This window comes from Halobacterium sp. NMX12-1, from assembly GCF_040435975.1.
Taxonomy (GTDB): Archaea; Halobacteriota; Halobacteria; order Halobacteriales; family Halobacteriaceae; genus Halobacterium; species Halobacterium hubeiense.
The window spans coordinates 455,570-472,685 of sequence record NZ_CP159204.1; the positions used below are offsets into that span (position 1 = coordinate 455,570).

At 68.7% G+C, this 17,116-nt stretch carries 19 protein-coding genes; 9 read left to right on the forward strand and 10 right to left on the reverse strand.

Annotated elements, in window-relative coordinates; genetic code table 11:
- The first annotated feature begins 346 nt into the window (after positions 1 to 346).
- Together tnpA and ABSL23_RS03825 are read left to right on the forward strand one after the other, a co-directional pair.
- Positions 347 to 736 (forward strand): IS200/IS605 family transposase, encoded by a 390-nt coding sequence (tnpA, locus tag ABSL23_RS03820; protein ID WP_353634772.1) that lies wholly within the window; start codon positions 347 to 349, stop codon positions 734 to 736.
- Positions 737 to 738: 2 nt separating this feature from the next.
- Positions 739 to 1,893, forward strand: a complete 1,155-nt coding sequence (locus ABSL23_RS03825) for a transposase (protein WP_353634773.1) — start codon at positions 739 to 741, stop codon at positions 1,891 to 1,893.
- Positions 1,894 to 2,127: 234 nt separating this feature from the next.
- Here ABSL23_RS03825 and hemB read toward each other — a convergent pair whose 3' ends face one another.
- Positions 2,128 to 3,114 (reverse strand): porphobilinogen synthase, encoded by a 987-nt coding sequence (hemB, locus tag ABSL23_RS03830; RefSeq protein WP_353634774.1) that lies wholly within the window; start codon positions 3,112 to 3,114, stop codon positions 2,128 to 2,130.
- 231 nt (positions 3,115 to 3,345) lie between these two features.
- Here hemB and ABSL23_RS03835 point away from each other — a divergent pair, with 231 nt between their 5' ends.
- Together ABSL23_RS03835 and ABSL23_RS03840 are read left to right on the forward strand one after the other, a co-directional pair.
- Positions 3,346 to 4,590 (forward strand): MFS transporter, encoded by a 1,245-nt coding sequence (locus tag ABSL23_RS03835; protein ID WP_059057879.1) that lies wholly within the window; start codon positions 3,346 to 3,348, stop codon positions 4,588 to 4,590.
- A 152-nt stretch (positions 4,591 to 4,742) separates the two neighbouring features.
- A complete protein-coding gene (locus tag ABSL23_RS03840; protein ID WP_256946978.1) occupies positions 4,743 to 5,171 on the forward strand; it encodes a GNAT family protein in 429 nt (142 codons plus the stop codon).
- A gap of 78 nt (positions 5,172 to 5,249) precedes the next feature.
- Here ABSL23_RS03840 and ABSL23_RS03845 read toward each other — a convergent pair whose 3' ends face one another.
- The 4 genes from ABSL23_RS03845 to ABSL23_RS03860 form a co-directional block, all read right to left on the reverse strand.
- Complete coding sequence (locus tag ABSL23_RS03845) at positions 5,250 to 7,385, reverse strand: (Fe-S)-binding protein (RefSeq protein WP_353634775.1); 2,136 nt, start codon at positions 7,383 to 7,385, stop codon at positions 5,250 to 5,252.
- 68 nt (positions 7,386 to 7,453) lie between these two features.
- Positions 7,454 to 8,161 carry an energy-coupling factor transporter transmembrane component T gene (locus ABSL23_RS03850; RefSeq protein WP_353634776.1) on the reverse strand — a complete coding sequence of 236 codons (708 nt, stop codon included), beginning with the start codon at positions 8,159 to 8,161 and terminating at the stop codon, positions 7,454 to 7,456.
- The gene (locus ABSL23_RS03855; protein ID WP_353634777.1) at positions 8,158 to 8,856 is read right to left on the reverse strand and encodes an ABC transporter ATP-binding protein; all 699 of its coding nucleotides are present in this window, start codon (positions 8,854 to 8,856) and stop codon (positions 8,158 to 8,160) included. The genes ABSL23_RS03850 and ABSL23_RS03855 overlap by 4 nt, the downstream gene beginning before the upstream one ends.
- The gene (locus ABSL23_RS03860) at positions 8,856 to 9,437 is read right to left on the reverse strand and encodes a biotin transporter BioY (RefSeq protein ID WP_353634778.1); all 582 of its coding nucleotides are present in this window, start codon (positions 9,435 to 9,437) and stop codon (positions 8,856 to 8,858) included. The genes ABSL23_RS03855 and ABSL23_RS03860 overlap by 1 nt, the downstream gene beginning before the upstream one ends.
- 105 nt (positions 9,438 to 9,542) lie before the next feature.
- Between ABSL23_RS03860 and ABSL23_RS03865 the strand changes: the two genes are divergently transcribed.
- From ABSL23_RS03865 to ABSL23_RS03880, 4 genes are read left to right on the forward strand one after another with little or no spacing between them, the layout of a single operon-like run.
- The gene (locus ABSL23_RS03865; RefSeq protein WP_353634779.1) at positions 9,543 to 10,124 is read left to right on the forward strand and encodes a conditioned medium-induced protein 4; all 582 of its coding nucleotides are present in this window, start codon (positions 9,543 to 9,545) and stop codon (positions 10,122 to 10,124) included.
- A 59-nt stretch (positions 10,125 to 10,183) separates the two neighbouring features.
- Positions 10,184 to 10,822, forward strand: a complete 639-nt coding sequence (locus tag ABSL23_RS03870) for a hypothetical protein (protein WP_353634780.1) — start codon at positions 10,184 to 10,186, stop codon at positions 10,820 to 10,822.
- Positions 10,819 to 11,445: a hypothetical protein gene (locus ABSL23_RS03875; RefSeq protein WP_353634781.1), complete on the forward strand. Its 627-nt coding sequence runs from the start codon at positions 10,819 to 10,821 to the stop codon at positions 11,443 to 11,445. The genes ABSL23_RS03870 and ABSL23_RS03875 overlap by 4 nt, the downstream gene beginning before the upstream one ends.
- A 37-nt stretch (positions 11,446 to 11,482) precedes the next feature.
- Positions 11,483 to 12,145, forward strand: coding sequence for a hypothetical protein (locus tag ABSL23_RS03880; protein WP_353634782.1), 663 nt, complete (start codon positions 11,483 to 11,485; stop codon positions 12,143 to 12,145).
- A gap of 2 nt (positions 12,146 to 12,147) precedes the next feature.
- Here the strand turns inward: ABSL23_RS03880 and ABSL23_RS03885 are convergent, their stop codons facing one another.
- The 3 genes from ABSL23_RS03885 to ABSL23_RS03895 are packed head-to-tail and all read right to left on the reverse strand — an operon-like array spanning position 12,148 to position 13,593.
- The gene (locus ABSL23_RS03885) at positions 12,148 to 12,747 is read right to left on the reverse strand and encodes an L-threonylcarbamoyladenylate synthase (RefSeq protein WP_353634783.1); all 600 of its coding nucleotides are present in this window, start codon (positions 12,745 to 12,747) and stop codon (positions 12,148 to 12,150) included.
- Positions 12,748 to 12,784: 37 nt separating this feature from the next.
- Positions 12,785 to 13,303, reverse strand: a complete 519-nt coding sequence (locus ABSL23_RS03890) for a redoxin domain-containing protein (RefSeq protein WP_059057889.1) — start codon at positions 13,301 to 13,303, stop codon at positions 12,785 to 12,787.
- Entirely contained in the window at positions 13,303 to 13,593 is a 291-nt protein-coding gene (locus ABSL23_RS03895) for a glutaredoxin (RefSeq protein ID WP_059057890.1), read from the reverse strand. The genes ABSL23_RS03890 and ABSL23_RS03895 overlap by 1 nt, the downstream gene beginning before the upstream one ends.
- A 107-nt stretch (positions 13,594 to 13,700) precedes the next feature.
- Between ABSL23_RS03895 and ABSL23_RS03900 the strand changes: the two genes are divergently transcribed.
- Positions 13,701 to 15,074, forward strand: a complete 1,374-nt coding sequence (locus ABSL23_RS03900) for a hemolysin family protein (RefSeq protein WP_353634784.1) — start codon at positions 13,701 to 13,703, stop codon at positions 15,072 to 15,074.
- A gap of 83 nt (positions 15,075 to 15,157) precedes the next feature.
- On the opposite strand, the gene ABSL23_RS03905 is transcribed toward ABSL23_RS03900, so the two are convergent.
- On the reverse strand, positions 15,158 to 16,333 hold the full coding sequence (locus ABSL23_RS03905) for an inorganic phosphate transporter (protein WP_353634785.1): 1,176 nt from the start codon (positions 16,331 to 16,333) through the stop codon (positions 15,158 to 15,160).
- Between the two features lie 61 nt (positions 16,334 to 16,394).
- Positions 16,395 to 17,087, reverse strand: a complete 693-nt coding sequence (locus ABSL23_RS03910; protein WP_353634786.1) for a DUF5828 family protein — start codon at positions 17,085 to 17,087, stop codon at positions 16,395 to 16,397.
- Positions 17,088 to 17,116: the final 29 nt, after the last annotated feature.

Genomic DNA, 17,116 nt, shown 5'->3' on the forward strand with positions numbered 1-17,116 from the left:
CCGCGAGAGCGACCCCGTCGGGGTCGCGAGCACACAGTCCGGGTTTCGGGTGGGTCCGCCGTCGAATCCGGGCGTGGCTGACACAGGCGTTATGGATGCACGCACGTCCACTCCCAGATTCGAAGCCGGGGCGTTCGTTTCACGCATCTACAGTTCAGTGACAGGACCGGGAGGTATGTAAAAGTTTGCTTGGCGAACGTGGTGTTTACAGCGGTAGCGAGGCGAAAGCCCACCCCTTCAGGGGTGGGATGAAGCCGACAACTGGGAATCTCTCCACGCTCATAGCCACGGTCGGGGTTGGATGCTTGCGTAACATCTTTAGGTGGGTAGTTTCTATATACTGACGATGCCTCGTGGGTTCGACAGGGAACGTACCACCGTCCACAAACTCCAGTACCACTTCATCTGGTGTCCGAAGTACCGCAAATCGGTACTTGAGAGCGAGGTACGCGACCGTCTCGAAGAACTCATCGAGGAGAAAGCCGACGAACTCGGGTTAGAGGTACTGGAGTTGGCGATTCGCCCCGACCACGTACACTTGTTCATCACGGGCGACCCGACACTCGCCCCGAACAAGATAATGCAACAGGTCAAGGGCTACTCCTCGCGCCACCTCCGCGACGAGTTTGACTTCGGTTTGCCGTCGCTGTGGACGCGCTCGTACTTCGTCTCAAGTGCGGGCGACGTATCCAGCGAAGTCATCGAGGAGTACATCGACGCCCAAGCAGGTGAGTAGTCATGCAACGGAACGTCTCGACCACGGTGCGGGTCAAACTCCACTCGCTGACCAACAGGAAGGCTGACCTGCTCGCCCGTGAGTACGAGGCGTTCCAGACCGAGGTACACGGCGGGAACTCCAACCTCTACTCCGCGACCGACCAGCAGGCGTCGAAAGTCCAGCGACAGAAAGATCCCAACCCCGACACCGAACAGCCTGTCGTTCTCCGCAACGACGTGTTCGACGTGTCCTACGACGAGGACACCGTTCTCTCGTCGTGGTGGGTGAAAGTTCCCGTCTACGACCCCGAGCGCGGACGGGGCAACTCCATCTGGTACCCTGCCCACGTTCCGCATAAGGACGAACAACTCGTCCGTGAGGGCGATATTCGGGACAGCGAACTGGTGCGCCGTGACGGTGACTGGTACGTCCATCTCGTCGTGAAGCGGTCTGTGACCGTCAAAGACGAGTACGACGATGTGCTGGCTATCGACATGGGCGCACGGTGGGTCGCTACCTGCGCGTTCCTCTCTGACCGCAAGACCACGTTCTACGGCGAGAAAGTGCGTCGTATCCGCGAACACTACAAGCAATTGCGGAAGTCCATCGGGAAAGCGAAACCCCGACAGGGACAGCAGGTGGTCGAGCGTATCGGGGACGCGGAAGCGCGGAAGGTAGACGACCGCCTCCACAAGATTGCTCGGCAAATCGTGGAGGATGCTGAGGAACGGAACGCGGTCATCGTTGTGGGCGACCTCGGTGGGATTCGCAAGGACAACGACAAAGGGCGGTACGTCAACGACAAGACCCACAAGATGCCGTTCGCCCGCCTGCTCAACTACATCGAGTACAAAGCCCACGACGGAGGCATCGACGTACAGTTGGTCGAAGAATACGACACATCGAAAACGTGCAACCGCTGTGCCTGCGAGGGCGTCCGAGAGACGCAGGGACGCTTCGAGTGCCCCGAGTGTGGGCTGGACGACAACGCCGACAAGAACGGTGCGCTCAACATCGGCAAACGAGCCTTGGGCAAGTTCTCAAAACCGCTGTCCGAGGCGGGGGCTGTACTGGCACAGCCCGGAACGCAGGTCATCGTCCAACGTGACGACGAACCTGCGAACCTCTCCGTATCCGTGGATTCAACCCCCAGTGGGGGAACCCCACGGCTTTAGCCATGGGCGGATGTCAGAAGCGGATTTAGTTCGTATAAGGTCGTAAACCGTCCATATAACTGGGCGTTCGGCCGGCGAGACTGGACGCACGTCTACGCAAGAATTGCCGGGGAGGGGCGAAAAAGCGGGCACGCGGTCGAGCGCAGCGAGACCGCGGAGCGAACGAGCGGGGAGCGGTAGCGACCCGCGAGCCGCGCGGACGACCGCAGTGAGACCGCGGAACGAGTGAGCGCGCTACTCGGGCAGCGACTCCGCGACGCTCTCCGCGAAGTACGTGATGATGAGGTCAGCGCCCGCGCGCTTGATGGACAGCAGGGACTCGCGGGCGGTCTCCGCGACGTCCAGCCAGCCGTTCTCGCCGGCGGCGTGCAGCATCGCGTACTCGCCGGAGACGTTGTACGCCGCCACCGGCCGGTCGAAGTTCTCGCGGACGTCCGCGACGACGTCGAGGTACGGGAGCGCGGGCTTGACCATCAGCACGTCCGCGCCCTGCTCGACGTCGAGTGCGACCTCTCGACTGGCTTCCCGGCGGTTCGCGGGGTCCATCTGGTAGTGCCGGCGGTCGCCGAACGCGGGCGCGCCGTCCGCGGCGTCCCGGAACGGCCCGTAGAACGCCGACTCGTACTTCGCCGCGTAGCTCATGATGGGGACGTCCGCGAAGCCCGCGTCGTCCAGCGCCTCCCGAATCGCGGCGACCATCCCGTCGGTCATCGACGACGGCGCAATCATCTCCGCACCCGCCTCCGCGTGCGAGACCGCCGTCTCCGCGAGCAGGTCCAGCGTTTCGTCGTTCTTCACGGTGAGGTCCGGGTCCTCGTCGGCGTGCTCCTCCAGCACCCCGCAGTGGCCGTGGCTCGTGTACTCGCAGAGGCAGACGTCCGTGATGACGTACGCGTCCGTCTCGCTCGTGATGCGCCGCACCGCCTCCTGCACCACGCCGTCGTCGGCGTACGCCCGCGACCCCCGCTCGTCCTTCGACTCGGGGATGCCGAACACGATGACGGCCTCCACGCCCGTTTCGAGAATCTCCTCGACGCGCGGTACCGCCTCGTCGAGTGGCACGCGCTCGTGCCCCGGCATCGACTCGATGGGCACGCGCTCGTCGGTCGTCGCGTCCACGAAGACGGGCGCCACGAAGTCCGTCGGTTCGAGGGTCGTCTCCGAGACCAGCCCGCGCACGCCGTCCCGCCGCAGCCGCCGCGGTCGGTCCGTCAAGTTCATGCACGTGTCTGGGAGCCGCGAGCCAAAAGGGTTCGCGGAACCGGCGCCCGTCTTCAGTTGTTGCGACGAAGCTGACGGCGTGGTCGTTACTACCTGAAAGCCCTCGCCCTTTCAATCCGCCAAGGGTGGCGGTCGTCTCATCGGCTGATACTATCGGCCGTTGCATTGCCGAGAGACTACGTCGTCGCCCGGTTCCACAACCGTTTTTGCCCACCCAGTCTACCCGCGACTGTGGACAGCGACCGACTCCAACTCTACTCGCTGTACGTCTCGCGGTTCGCGGGCGGGTTCGGGTTCAGCGCGCTCTCCGTGCTGCTCCCGAAGTACGCCAACGCGCTGGACGCCTCGGGCATCATGCTCGGGCTGTTCTACACGGGCTTCACGGCGACGCAGGCGCTGGTGGTCGTGCCGCTGGCGTGGGCGGGCGACCGCTACGACAAGCGCGCCATCTTCCTCGGGCTGCTCGGGTTCGGCGTCGTCGTCTCGCTGGCGTTCACGCTCGTCGAGACGTCGTGGCAGCTCGTCGCCGTCCGCGGCGGGCAGGGCGTTCTCGCGACCGGGATGGGGCTGTTGAGTCTCTCGCTGGTCGGCGAACTCGCCACCCCGGCGACGCGCGCGAACTACATCGGGAAGGCGAACTCGTGGCGGCTCGCCGCGTCGCTGCTCGGGCTCGCCTCGGCGGGCGTGCTGTTCGACCGCTACGGCTTCGAGCCCGTCTTCTACGTGCTCGCGGTGCTGTTCGTCGTCGCGTTCGCCGCCGTGCTCGTGTTGCTGGACGCCGACGACACCCGCATCGAGGGGTTCCCGTTCAGCGACCTCGCGCTGAACGGCCGCATCCTCACGCTCACGAGCTTCCGCGCGCAGTACGCCGTCGCGGTCACGCTCGTCCGGTCGTGGGTCGCCGTCTTCGCCGGCGTCACCGCCGCGCAGGGCGGCCTCGCGTACAGCGGCACCGTGCTCGCGGTCGTGCTCAGCGCCGAGAAGTTCACGAACATGCTGTTCCAGCCGTTCACGGGCCGGCTCTCAGACCGCTACGGCCGGTCGCTGTTCGTCGCCGCGGGCGGCGCCGCCTACGGCTTCGTCGCGCTCGTCGTCCCGTTCACGCCCGCCATCGGGAGCGCGCTCGGGATGCCGTCCTCGCTCCCACTGCTGGGCGCGGCCTCGACGGCGTTCGTGCCGCTCGTCGCCGCCAACGGCCTGCTCGGCGTCGCGGACTCGTTCCGCGAGCCCGCGAGCATGGCGCTGTTCGCCGACGAGGGCATCGACGGCGAGGGCATCGCCTCCTCATTCGGCGTGCGCGAACTCGTCTGGCGGCCGGGGAGCGTGCTCGCGCCCGTGCTCGGCGGCTACCTCATGGCCGAGTTCGGGATGCAGTGGGCGTTCTACGTCGGCGGCGCGTTCGCGCTCACCGGCGTCGCGACGTTCCTTGCGGTGCTCGTGCGCTCGCACGGCGCGCAGGCACTCACCGAGTGGTGAACTGAGTTTCAGCGAACCTATAACCGCTGGCGGGCGTCACCCTCGGGTATTCCCGGACCAGCGTTCGCGACAGGTGACACCGTCTCGCTGCACCCCATCGAGGAGGAGGACCACGAGTTCATCCAGTACGGCCGCAACCACCCGACGTGCGCGTGCCGCTGACGGACACGACAATCAAGTCCGTCGAGGACGTCGCGGAGATGCTCGAAGACGAGGACTACTACTTCTTAATCTGTGTCAAGGGGGAGGACGGCGACCCCGAGCCGGTGGGCGTCGTGGCGTTCGGCTGGGTGAGTTCGCCCGGCGAGCGCGGCAACCTCATGTACTGGGTGGCGCCGGAGCACCAGGGCAACGGCTACGTCACGGAGGGGACGGAGCTGTTCCTCGACTACGCGTTCGGCGAGTGCGGCTTCCACAAGGTGGACGCGCGCGTGCTCGTCCCGAACGAGCCGTCGTGGAAGGCCCTGGAGAAGCTCGGCTTCGAGCGCGAGGGGCAGCGCCGCGACGACGCCATCCTCGACGGCGAGTACGTGGACGCGTACTCCTACGGCCTGCTCGACGAGGAGTGGCTGGACAACTGACGGGCTCCGTCAGTTGACCGCGCTGCTCGCGGCTCCGCCGCTCGCGGTGACGTCACCTCGCTGCGCTCGGTGACGCTACTAGTCCGCGGCCGCGCTCGTCGCGCCCGCACCGCTCCGCTCGTTCTTCGCCTCGATTGCTTCCACGAGCAGTTCGGTGACGTCCGTGATTTCGATGTCGTCCTCGTAGCCGCCGGTCTTCCGACCGTCCTCGTACATCGTCATGCACATCGGGCACGCGACGACGAAGCGGTCCACGTCGGGACCGGCGTCGGTGTCTTCGAGGGCTTCGCGGATGCGCTCCTCGCTGGGTTTGGTCTCCTCTTCGAAGTCCATCCAGAGGCCGCCACCGCCGCCGCCACAGCAAAAGGAATCGTCGCGGTTGCGCGGCATCTCGTCGAGCGTGACGCCCGTGGCGCGCACGACCTCGCGGGGCGCCTCGAACTCGCCGTTGTACCGCCCGAGGTGGCAGGGGTCGTGGTAGGTGACGGTGTCGTCCAACTCCGTGCCGGAGAGGCCGAGCGCGCCCCGATTGACGAGGTTCTCGACGACCTGCGTGTAGTGGTAGACGGAGTCGCCGTCCTCGAAGCCGAACTGCTCGTACTCGTTCGAGAAGGTGTTGTACGAGTGGGGGTCCGTGCAGACGATTTTCTCGTAGTCGCAGTTCTGGAAGGCCTCGATGTTCTCCTCGGCGACCATCTCGTAGAGGCCTTCCTCGCCGACGCGCCGGATGTCGTTGCCGTCGTTCTGTTCGTCCTCGTAGAGGATGCCGTAGGAGACGCCGGCCTCCTCGAAGACCTTCGCCAGCGAGCGCGCGACGTGTTGGTTGCGCTCGTCGTAGCTCGGGTAGTCGCCGACGTACCAGAGGTACTCCACGTCCTGCTCGCGGGCGTCGGGCACCTCGAAGTCCAGTTCCTCGGTCCAGTCGGGGCGCTTGCGGTCGGGGTCGCCGAACGTGTTGCCCTTCTGGAAAACGTTCATCACGGCCTCCTCGACGTTCTTGTTCATCTGGCCGGACTCGGTGAGGCGGCGGTTCATCTCCGTGAACTGCGTGACGTGTTCGATGTCCACCGGGCAGGCGTCCATGCACGCCATACAGGACATGCACGACTCCATCGTCTGGGCGTCGACGACGGAGGTGCCGCCGTCCGCGACGATGTCGACTTCCTCGCGGTCGCCGGCCTCCAAGCCCTCGCGATAGGATTTCAGGTCGAGGATGACGTCGCGGGGGTCAAGCGGGCGGCCGGCGGCCTTCGCGGGGCAGGCCGACGAACACCGCCCGCACTTCGTGCAGGCGTCGTGGTCGAGCAGCTGCTTCCACGTGAAGTCCTCAATCTCCGAGGGGCCGATTTCCTCCGGGCTGGCGTCCTCCGGCACGCGCGGGAGCCGGCGGCCGGCGTCCTCGTCGCGTGTGACGAGGTTGGCGTAACTGGAGAGCATATGGAACGGCTTCGCGTACGGGACGCTGGCGACGAACGCGAGCGCGAGCAGCGCGTGACTCCACCACACAACGGGGTAGGCGGCGGCCGCGGCTTCGGCCGTGACGCCCGCCGCCTGCAGCACGTCCTTGACGAACCAGCCGACGAACGAGACGGTCTCGAAGGAGACGTCGCGGGTGGCGCTGGTGCCGAGGATGCGGACGCCCTCGGTGACGTAGCCGCCGACGCCCAAGAGGAACAGCGTCCAGACGAAGAGGTCGTCCTCGGTGCTGGTGTGTTTCCCCCAGAGGCGGCCGTAGCGAACCCAGTAGCGGCGGTAGATGGCCATCCCGACGCCGACGACGAACAGCAGGCCCATCGCGTCGGCGACGAACGAGTACGCGAGGTAGAAGTCGCCGACGAAGAAGGAGGGCTGGCCGAGCACGAGCGTCCAGAGGTCCATGTCGATGCCGAGGATGGTCGTCGCGACGAGCAGCGTCAGGAACCCCCAGAGGATGAACGTGTGCATCACGCCCGCGTAGAGGTCGCGGTCGAACTGCTTCTCGTTGGACGCGACGAGCTTCGCGGCGGTGAGCACGCGGGACGGGAGGTCGGTGAGTCGGTCGACGGGGTCGTCGGCGCCCCGGGCGTACGTCGCGAATCGCCGGTAGACGCCGAACAGGAAGATGGCGACGGCGACCGCGGCGAGGTAGTAGAACAGCGCCTCGCCGACGTGGCCGATGCGCCAGAACGTCGGCCGGGTCTCGGTCCCGGCTTGCGCGAGCACGAACGAAGACATACCTCAAACCGTGGGCACGATTCGCATAAAGCTTGGCAACCCGAAGACCACTCGCTAACGGTTTCTTCTCAGAGGAGCGCGGCAGCCGCCAGCGCGAGCGCCGCGCCGGTCGCCAGCCAGTCGCGGAAGTGGTACGCCAGCGGCGGCGGCGTGGGGTTCCACGCGAAACACCGGGCGCGGAGCGCGACCGACAGCCGGTCGGCGCGGTCGAGCGCGCGGGCGAGCGCGCCGACGGCGACCAGCCGGATGCGCTCGCGGAGCGGGCGTTCGCTCCCGAGGCGGGCGTTCACGGCGTCCCGGCGGCCCGCGATGTCCGACTGGAGGACGGGGAGAAAGCGGAAGACGAGCGCGACGCCGACGCCCGTCGCCTGCCCGATGCGGCCCGGCAGCAGCCAGCGCACGGCGGCCCGCGAGTCCCGCGTGGGCGTGCTGTAGACGTACGCCGCGGCGACGAGCAACACGAGGACCACGCGGTAGGACGCCAGCGCCGCCGAGACGGCCGCTTCGGGGCGAATCCACGGCGGGCCGAGCGTGAGCGCGGCGACGACGGGGCCGGCGACGAGGAACGGGAGGACGACGAGGAACTCGCCGAGTGCGGCCAGCGGCGAGGCGTCCGCGAGGACCGGCGCGAGCACCGCCAGCGGCGTCAGCAGCGCGAGCGCGACTGGGGTGGTGTGCGCGAACGCGACGAGCGCGAACGCGGTCTGGAGCGCGAGCTTCGCGCGCGGGTCGAGGGCGTGGAGGACGCCGTCCCCGGGCCGGTACGCGAGCGTCACGGCAGGCGCACCCCGAGGTCGGGGAGCCGGTCGCGCACGCTCTCGGGCGGGCCGTCGGCCGCGATTTCGCCGTCCGCGAGCGCGACCACGCGGTCGGCGAACGCCCAGACGTCGCGGAGGTCGTGGGTGACGACGACGAGGCTCGTCCCGGACTCGTGGAGCCCGCGTAAGCGGTCGAGGACGGACTGGCGGGCGGGCCAGTCCAGTCCCGTGAACGGCTCGTCGAGCACGAGGTGGTCGGGCCGCATCGCGAGCGCGCCCGCGATGGCGACGCGGGCCTGCTCGCCGCCGGAGAGTTCGTCGATGCGCTCGTCGCGGCGGCCCGCGAGTTCGACCGCGTCGAGCGCTTCGGCGACGCGCTCGTCGATTTCCTCGCGGGGGAGCCCGAGGTTCTCCGGGCCGAACGCGACGTCCGCGGCGATGGTCGCGCCGACGAAGCCGTCGCGAGGGTCCTGGAAGACCATCCCCACGCTAGCACGCGCCGCCACGAGGTCGTCGTGGACGGGCGTACCGTTCACGCGGACCTCGCCGGCGTCGGGTTCCAGCAGGCCGTTGAGGTGGCGGACGAGCGTCGTCTTCCCGCAGCCGTTCGCGCCCGCCAGCAGCACGCACTCGCCGTCCGCGACGCGGAGGCTGACGCCGTCGAGGGCGGTGGTGTCGCCGTAGCGGTGCGTGAGGTCGTCGACGGCGAGCATCAGGCGGCGCCGAGGTCCTCGGTGCGCGTGATGCCGACCGCGGCCGCGATCTTGAACGCCTCCGCGGGGACGAACGCGACGGCGGCGACGACGAACGCGCGGTAGAGGCCGACGTTCTGCACGACTGCGTAGCCGAGCGTGCCGCCCGCGTAGATGACGGCGGTGCCGGCCACCATCGCGGCGACGAGCCGCGGGACGGAGCCGTCTCGGGGTTTCGTGAGGCCGCTGGTGCCGTGTGCGAGCAGCCCGGTCAGGGCGGCTGCGACGGGGTACGACCAGAGGTAGCCGCCGTACGGCCCGAGTAGTGCGCCGAGGCCCGCGCTGCCGCCGGAGAAGACCGGCGCGCCGACCGCGCCGGCCGCGACGTACAACAGCATGGAGAAGCCGCCCCAGACGGGGCCGAGGTAGATGCCAGCGAGGAACACGCCGAGCACCTGCAGCGTGACCGGCGCCGGGGAGAACGGGTTCTGGAACGATACGTACGCGAACGCGCCCGTCAGCGCCGCGAAGACGGCGGCGCGGGCGACGTTCTCGACGGTCTCGTCGCCGACGAGGTCGACGGAGTCGGATTCGACGCTCACGGCCCGACCACTCTCGTCAACCGGTTTCAATTCTCTGGTTTACGGGGCTCGCGTGGTAAGCCAACAGACATATAGCGACGCGCTCCGCTAGGGTGTCACTATTACATGGACGAGAAGACCGAGGAACTCCGGGACATCTTCGTCGACGTGGCCGACGGCGACACGGTCACCGAGTCCCAGGAGGAGACCCACGGGTCGCTCGCCTCCGAGGCCGACGTCGAAGCCCGGCTCCGCGAGACGGTCGCGGAGATGCGCGAGGACCTCGACTTCGAGACGTCGCTGTCCGTCGACGAACTCACGACGCTCGTCGAGCGCTTCTACGAGGAGGACAGCGACGCCGAAATCGCCGAGGTTCTCGGCGTCGACGAGCAGACCGTAATCGACGCCCGCCTCGACCTCCACCTGCTCCGGGAGGCCGACACCGACGCGCCCCTCGACCGCGTTCGCGACGCCGACGACTCCGTCGAGGCCCTCGCCGACGACCTCGGCGTCGACGCGGGGACCATCCAACACTACCAGCGCGTCGTCGAGACCCGCGAACAGCGCCGCCGGCTCAACGACCGCTACCGCGCGGAGTTCGAGAACGCCTTGCAGGACCGCGAGCTCTCCGAGCGGCTCACCAGCTCCGTCCACGAGGACGGCCTCGAAGGCGCCACCGAGGGCCAGGAGACGGACATCGACATCTGACGCCGGCCGGCCGCGCGTGCCGGCGGTTTTATGCCGGTTTCTCTCCACACCACGAACGAATGAGCGACGGCGCCCCCTCTGACCAGACCACCGGCGCGGAGTACGCCGAGGACGTGCTCGAACGGCTGTTCCGGGACAGCTGGACGAACGCCGTGCTCGCGTGGCTGCTGGTCGCCGTGCTCGCGCTCGTGTTCGTGGACAGCGTCCTCGACTTCGACCGGCAGTGGATGGTGTTCGTCGCCGCCGTCGGCGCCATCGTCCTCGTGCCGCCGGTGGCGTTCCGCGAGTGGCGCGTGATGCTCCCGTGGGAGCTGCTGGTGCTCGCGCTGCTCCCGATTCTCGTCGCCGGGCTGTTCGGCGGCACCCTCGGCACGTTCGCGACGTACCTCTCGCTGGCCGGCGTCGCGCTCATCGTCGTCGTCGAACTCCACCTGTTCACCGAACTGGAGGTCACCCACTGGTTCGCCGTCGTCCTCGTCGTGTTGACGACGCTGGCGTCGGGCGCCGCGTGGGCAATCGTCCGGTGGAACTTCGACCAGTACCTCGGCACCTCGTACCTCACAGACAACCACGCACTGATGATGGAGTTCGTCTGGGTGACCCTCGCCGGGTTCGCGGCGGGCGTCCTCTTCGACGCGTACTTCCGGCGCCGGGACCGCTGGCTGCGCCGCGCGCTCTCCCGGGTGGTGCCGGTATGACGCTGCTCCCGCGGCCGTCCGCGAGCGCCCAGCGCGCCATCACGCGCACGATGCAGGTCGTGCTCGCGGGACTGGTCGTCTACGGGTTCGCCCGCGGCAACTCCAAGGCCGTCGTGAACGGCTCGATTACGCTGCTCATCACGTTCCTCCCCGCGCTGTTGGAGCGCCGCTACGACCTCCCGCTGGACCCGTGGCTGGCGCTGTGGCTCACCGCCGCCGTCTTCCTCCACGTGCTCGGCTCCTCGGGGCTGTACGTCCACATCCCGTGGTGGGACCACGTCACGCACGCGCTGTCGGCGTCGCTGGTCGCCGGCGCCGGCTACACGGTCGCGCGCGCCGTCGACCTCCACCACGAGGACATCACCATCCCCTCGCGAATCGCGTTCGTCTACCTCTTCGTCGTCGTGCTGGCGTTCGGCGTCGTCTGGGAGCTGTTCGAGTTCGGCCTCGACGTCGCCGCCCAGCAGACCGGGCTGACGATGCCGCTGGCCCAGCACGGCCTCGACGACACGGTCAAGGACTTCATGTACAACTCGCTTGGCGCGCTCGTCGTCGGCGTGTTCGGGCAGGCCCACCTCCTCGGCGTCGCCGAGACCGTCGAGGACTGGTGGCTCGCCCGGTAGCGAACGTTCAAGTGCGGGAGCGGGACCACTCCGTGGCGTGTCCGAGACCGTCGCGTTCAGCGACCTCGCGCGCGCCGCGTACTGCCCGCGCCAACTGTACTACGCGCGCCGCGACGACCGCGAGCCGCCGCCCGAGCACGACCACGCCCGCGACCTCGCGGGCCAGTACGACGCCCTCGCAGTCGCCTCCGAGACTGCGCTGGCGACCTACGACCTCGCGGTCGAACCCCCCGAGTTCCGGTCGAACCTCCGCGCCAGCCTCGACCGCCACCCCCGCGTCGCCGACCCCGCGGAGACCGCCGCGTTCGTCCGCGGGAAGGACGCACGCGGCCGCGTGGGGAAAGTTCACACCGACCCGCTGGCGGTGTCGGTGGTCACGCCCGGGCGCCCACCCGAAGCCGGGGTGTGGGAGCCCCAGTCGGTGCGCGCGGTCGCCGCCGCGAAGGCGCTGTCGTGGCGAGAGGAACAGCAAGTCGAGCGCGCGTACGTCGAGTATTCCCGACACGGCGTCGTCCGCGAGCTCACCCTGACGACCCGCCGGAAGGCCGCCTACCGGCGCGCGCTCCGCGCCGCTCGCGCGCTCGACGGCCCGCCGCCGCGGCTCCACGACGACGCGAAGTGCGGCGCCTGCGAGTACAGCGACGAGTGCGGGACGAAAACCCGGACGCTCAGTTCGCTGCTGTCGTTCGGCGACGACTGAACTCAGGCGTGCTCGGCGAGCCACTCGCGCACCGCGTCGCCGACCGCGCCCTCCCGCAGAATCTCGTTCTGTTCGACATCGACGACCGTGCTCCCGGTTCCTCCCGGAGTCTCGCCGGCGTCCAGCACGGCGTCCACCCGCTCGCGGAACGCGGGGTCGAGGTCGGCGGGGTCCGTGACGCTCGGTTCGCCGGAGACGTTCGCGCTCGTCGCCGTGAGCGGCGCCACGCGGTCGAGGAGCGCGAGCGCGGCGTCGTGGTCGGGAACGCGGACGCCGACCCTCGCGCGGCCGGCCGTGAGGACGTCCGGCACCGAGTCGCGCTTCTCGCAGACGAGCGTCACGGGGCCGGGGAGGAACGCGTCGGCGAACGCGCGCTCGGTGTCGCTCCAGCGCACGTGCTCGCTGGCGGCGGCCGCGTCCGGGAACGCGAACGACAGCGGCTTCTCGCGGCTCCGGCCTTTCGCCTCGAAGACGGCCTCGACAGCGGCCGCGTCGAGGGCGTCCGCGCCGAGGCCGTACACCGTCTCCGTCGGGTAGACGACGAGGCCGCCGTCCCGGATGGCGTCGGCGGCCGCGTCGAGGTCCGCGTCGCTGACAGGCATACTCGGGCAGTCGCCCGCCGCGCGAAAAAGCGTTACACTACAGGCCGGCGAGCGCGTCCTCGACGGCGTCGTAGTCCGGGAAGTTCGGCCACTCGTCGGCGACCCACGCGTACTCGACGGTGCCGTCGGCGGCGACGAGGAACACCGCGGGCCGGGGTTCGCTGACGCCCGCCATCCCGTCGAGGTCGTGGCTGACGCCGTACTGCTCGGCGACGCCGTTCTGCGGGTCGCTGAACAGGCCCGCGAAGTCCTGAATGTCGCGCTCCTCGATAGTCGTCTTGTGCTCGTACGGCGACGAGATGGAGACGCCCGCAATCTGGGCGCCGTACTCCGCGACGCCGCGGTCGCGGAGCTCGTTCCAGATGTACGTCGAGGGGAACGCGCCGTCCATCGGCGTGAACACCAGCAGAACGGGACCGTCGTTCAGGAGGTCCGACAGCGCGACGTCCTCCCAGTACTCGTCGTTGACGAGCGGGCGCGTGAAGTCCGGTGCCTCGTCGCCCTCCTCGACGTGGTCGGCGTCCGGCAGGTCCACGACCTCGAAGTCCAGCTCCATCAGTCCTCACCCCCGTAGGTGGCGTCGAGGTACTCCACGATGTTCGCGCTCTCGGCCATCGCCACGCCGGTCTCGTCGTCGATGATGGCGGGGACGGTGCGCGCGCCGACGATGCGCTTGACTGCGTCGCGCTCGGAGTGCATCGGCTCCACGAATCGGGACTGGTAGTCGATGTTCAGTTCGTCCAGTTTGCGGACGACGCGCTCGCAGAACGGGCACGCCTGCAGGCGGTACAGCGTGACGTGGGCGTCGCTGTGCTCGGGTCGCGGCGGTGCGGTTCGCGCGCTCATGTGGGTTCGTTCGCTCGAAACCCGGGTAAACGCTTCGCCCGCGGCGGCCTCCGCGGGTGCAGCGAGTGAGTAAACTCTTAACCCGCGCGCTGAAAAGGGAGGCTGGAATGGGTACTTCGTCGCTCCCGCTGGCAGTGTCCCTGTTCGGGGTTGAGCTCACGCAGGACGTCGTCGCCGCCGTCGGCGTCGTCGCGATGGTCGTCCTGATGGGGCTGTCGGCGTTCTTCTCGTCGTCGGAGCTGGCGATGTTCTCGCTGGCGCGCCACCGCATCGAGGCGCTCCAGGAGGACGGCCGGCCCGGCGCCAACCTCGTCGCAGAGCTCAAGAGCGACCCGCATCGCCTGCTCATCACGATTCTCGTCGGCAACAACCTCGTGAACATCGCGATGTCCTCCATCGCGACGGGCCTGCTGGGCTTCTACCTCTCGCAGGGGCAGGCCGTGCTCGCGGCGACGTTCGGCGTCACCGCGCTCGTGCTGTTGTTCGGCGAGAGCGCGCCGAAGTCCTACGCCGTCGAGAACACGGAGTCGTGGGCGCTCACCATCGCCGGCCCCCTGAAGTGGTCCGAGCGCCTGCTGTACCCGCTCGTGGTTCTGTTCGACCACCTGACGCGGTGGGTGAACCAGGTGACCGGCGGCCGCGCCGCCATCGAGACCAGCTACGTCACGCGCTCCGAGATTCAGGACATGATCAAGACCGGGGAGCGCGAGGGCGTCATCGAGGAGGACGAGCGGGAGATGCTCCAGCGCATCTTCCGGTTCAACAACACCATCGCGAAGGAAGTGATGACGCCGCGGCTGGACATGAACGCCGTCTCGAAGGACGACAGCATCGAGGAGGCGATTCAGACGTGCACGCAGGCCGGCCACGAGCGCGTCCCCGTCTACGAGGGCGAACTCGACAACGTCATCGGCGTCGTCAGCCTCGAAGACCTCGTCCGCGAGTACCTCTACGGCGAGAGCGACGAGGTGGAGCTGGAGGACCTCATCGAGCCGACGCTGCACGTCCCCGAGTCGAAGAACGTCGACGACCTGCTCCGGGAGATGCAGGAGAAGCGCGTCCAGCTGGTCATCGTCATCGACGAGTTCGGCACCACGGAGGGCCTGCTCACCGCCGAGGACATCACGGAGGAAATCGTCGGCGAGATTCTGGAGGGCGAGGAGGAACTCCCCATCAACTTCGTGGACGAGGACACCGTCCGCGTGCGCGGCGAGGTGAACATCGAGGAGGTCAACGACGCCCTCGACATCGAGCTGCCGGAGGGCGAGGAGTTCGAGACCATCGCGGGGTTCATCTTCAACCGCGCGGGCCGGCTGGTCGAGGAGGACGAGACGTTCCGTTTCGGCCACGTCGAGCTCACCGCCGAGCGCGTGGAGAACACGCGCATCATGAAGGCGCGCGTGCGCCGGCTCCCCGAGGAGGAAGCCACCGAGGAGACCGACCACGAGTCCCTCGAAGACGACGACGCACACGAGGCGTAGTTTCTCGTCGCGTCCGACGCGGGCAGGGCGGCGGCTCGCGTCTCCGGCACGGTCTCGACTCGCCGCGGTCGGGCGCGAGCTGACTACAGCACCGCGTCCACCGCGAGGAAGCCGCCGTAGCCGACGCCGAGCGCGAGCGCCAGCGACGCCACCCACGCCAGCACCGTGAACAGCATCTTGCGCTTGCTGACGCCGCCGCCAGTCGAGGCGGCGTAGCCGGAGCCGACGATGGCGGAGACGATGATTTCGTTGAAGGAGACGGGGATGCCGAAGAAGACGGCGGTCTGGGCGATGGCGAAACTCGGGATGAGCGCGGCGATGGAGCGCCGCGGCCCCAGCGAGGAGTAGTCCTGACTGATGGCCTTAATCATCCGGGGTGCGCCCGTCCACGACCCGACGAGCAGGCCGATGCCGCCGCCGACGAGCACGTACGTCAGGGGGACGTCGCCGCCGACGAGCGGGAGGAGCGGGCCGACCGCGAGCCCCACCTGGCTGCCGCCCGCGGAGAACGCGACGAGTCCGCCGAGCGCGAGCAGGAAGTGGCGCTGGCCGCGCTCCGGGTCGCCCTTGAGGTCCTGGTAGAGCACGCCCGCGACGACCAGCGCGGTGAGGAGCGTGACGCCAGCGTGGACAGCGAGTTGGAACTGGCCGACGCTGACCGCGGCCGCGCGCGCCAGCGACCGGCTCGTCCCCGGCGGCCCGAGGAAGACGAACTGGATGTTCGCGAGGATGACGCCGACGACCGCCGCCAGCACGGGGACGGTCTCGGTGTCGCGGTCGATGCTGCGGAGGCCGCGGGCGGTCGCGTACGCGATGCCGCCGCCGACGAACGGCACGAGCACCCACAGCGTCGCGATCTGCTGGTACTTCGCCCACGCCGGGCCGGCGCCCATCGCCAGCCCGGTGCCGACGACCGCGCCCGTCACCGTGAACGCGGTCGCTATCGGGTAGCTGGCGAACACGCCGACGGCGACCAGCGTCGCGGCGATGATGAGCGCGGTCGTCGCGGCCAGCGGCGAGAGGTTCGCGCCGACCAGCAGCTCACTGCCGACCGCCTCGGAGACGTTCGCGCCCTGGAAGACCGCGCCCGCGAACCCGAGGATACCGACGATGAAGCCGGCGCGCATCACCGTGATGGCGTTCGCGCCGACCGCGGGCGCGAACGGCGTCGACCCCGAGGAGCCGGCGCCGATGGCCCACGCCATGAAGAGGCTCGCTACCGCCGCGACCACGAGTACCGCGAGTCCGGCTCCAGCCATTACGCCCGTTCTCCGTGCGGCCGACCTAAGAGGCTACCGACCTGCGCGGCGGACGCCGCGTTCAGTTCGTCGTCGAGGTGGTGTCCGCGTCGTCGCCGTTCTGCTCGGGGGGTTCGACCCCCTCGACGGCCTCGGCGGTCTCGGTCTCGCGCTCGGTGTCGACGTGCCAGCGGTCGATGTCCTCGAAGGATTCGAGGTGGTCGCGGACGCCGTCCTTGACGTCGTCGTCGTTGACGTTCACCTCGAAGACGAACTCCTCCTGGCTGCGGATGCGCTGGATGTTCGCGCTCACGAGGTCGTTGTCGAAGTAGTAGGGCGCGACCTGCGTCATCACGCGCTGGTAGACGACGTTCTCGACCTTGCGGAGGGCTTGCCGGCCGGCGGTGTCGGCGGCGCGCTTGACGTGCCCGAGCGTGTCCTGCCACTTCTCGACGGCGGTGTCGGCCTCGCCCTCTTCGAGTTCCTCGTAGGACTCGGTGAGCCGCTCGCCCGCCGTCTGGAGGTCGTCGTCGGGCGACTGGCCCTCCTTCTCGCCGGCTCCCTCGCCGACGCTGGCCTGCTCGGCGGTCTTCTCGCTGACCTCCTCCTCGATGCGCTCGTGGGACTTGGGTCGCCACTCGTTCCACTCCGCGAACGCGTCCGGGTACTGCTCGTGGGCGTCGGCCTCGCGCAGCGCCTGTGTCACGCGCTCCCCGTGCTCGACGACGTCTCCCCACGTGCCGCGTTCCTTGAACCCGGCGACGCTCTCCTCCATCGTTGCCACACCTACGACGCGCGCGAATA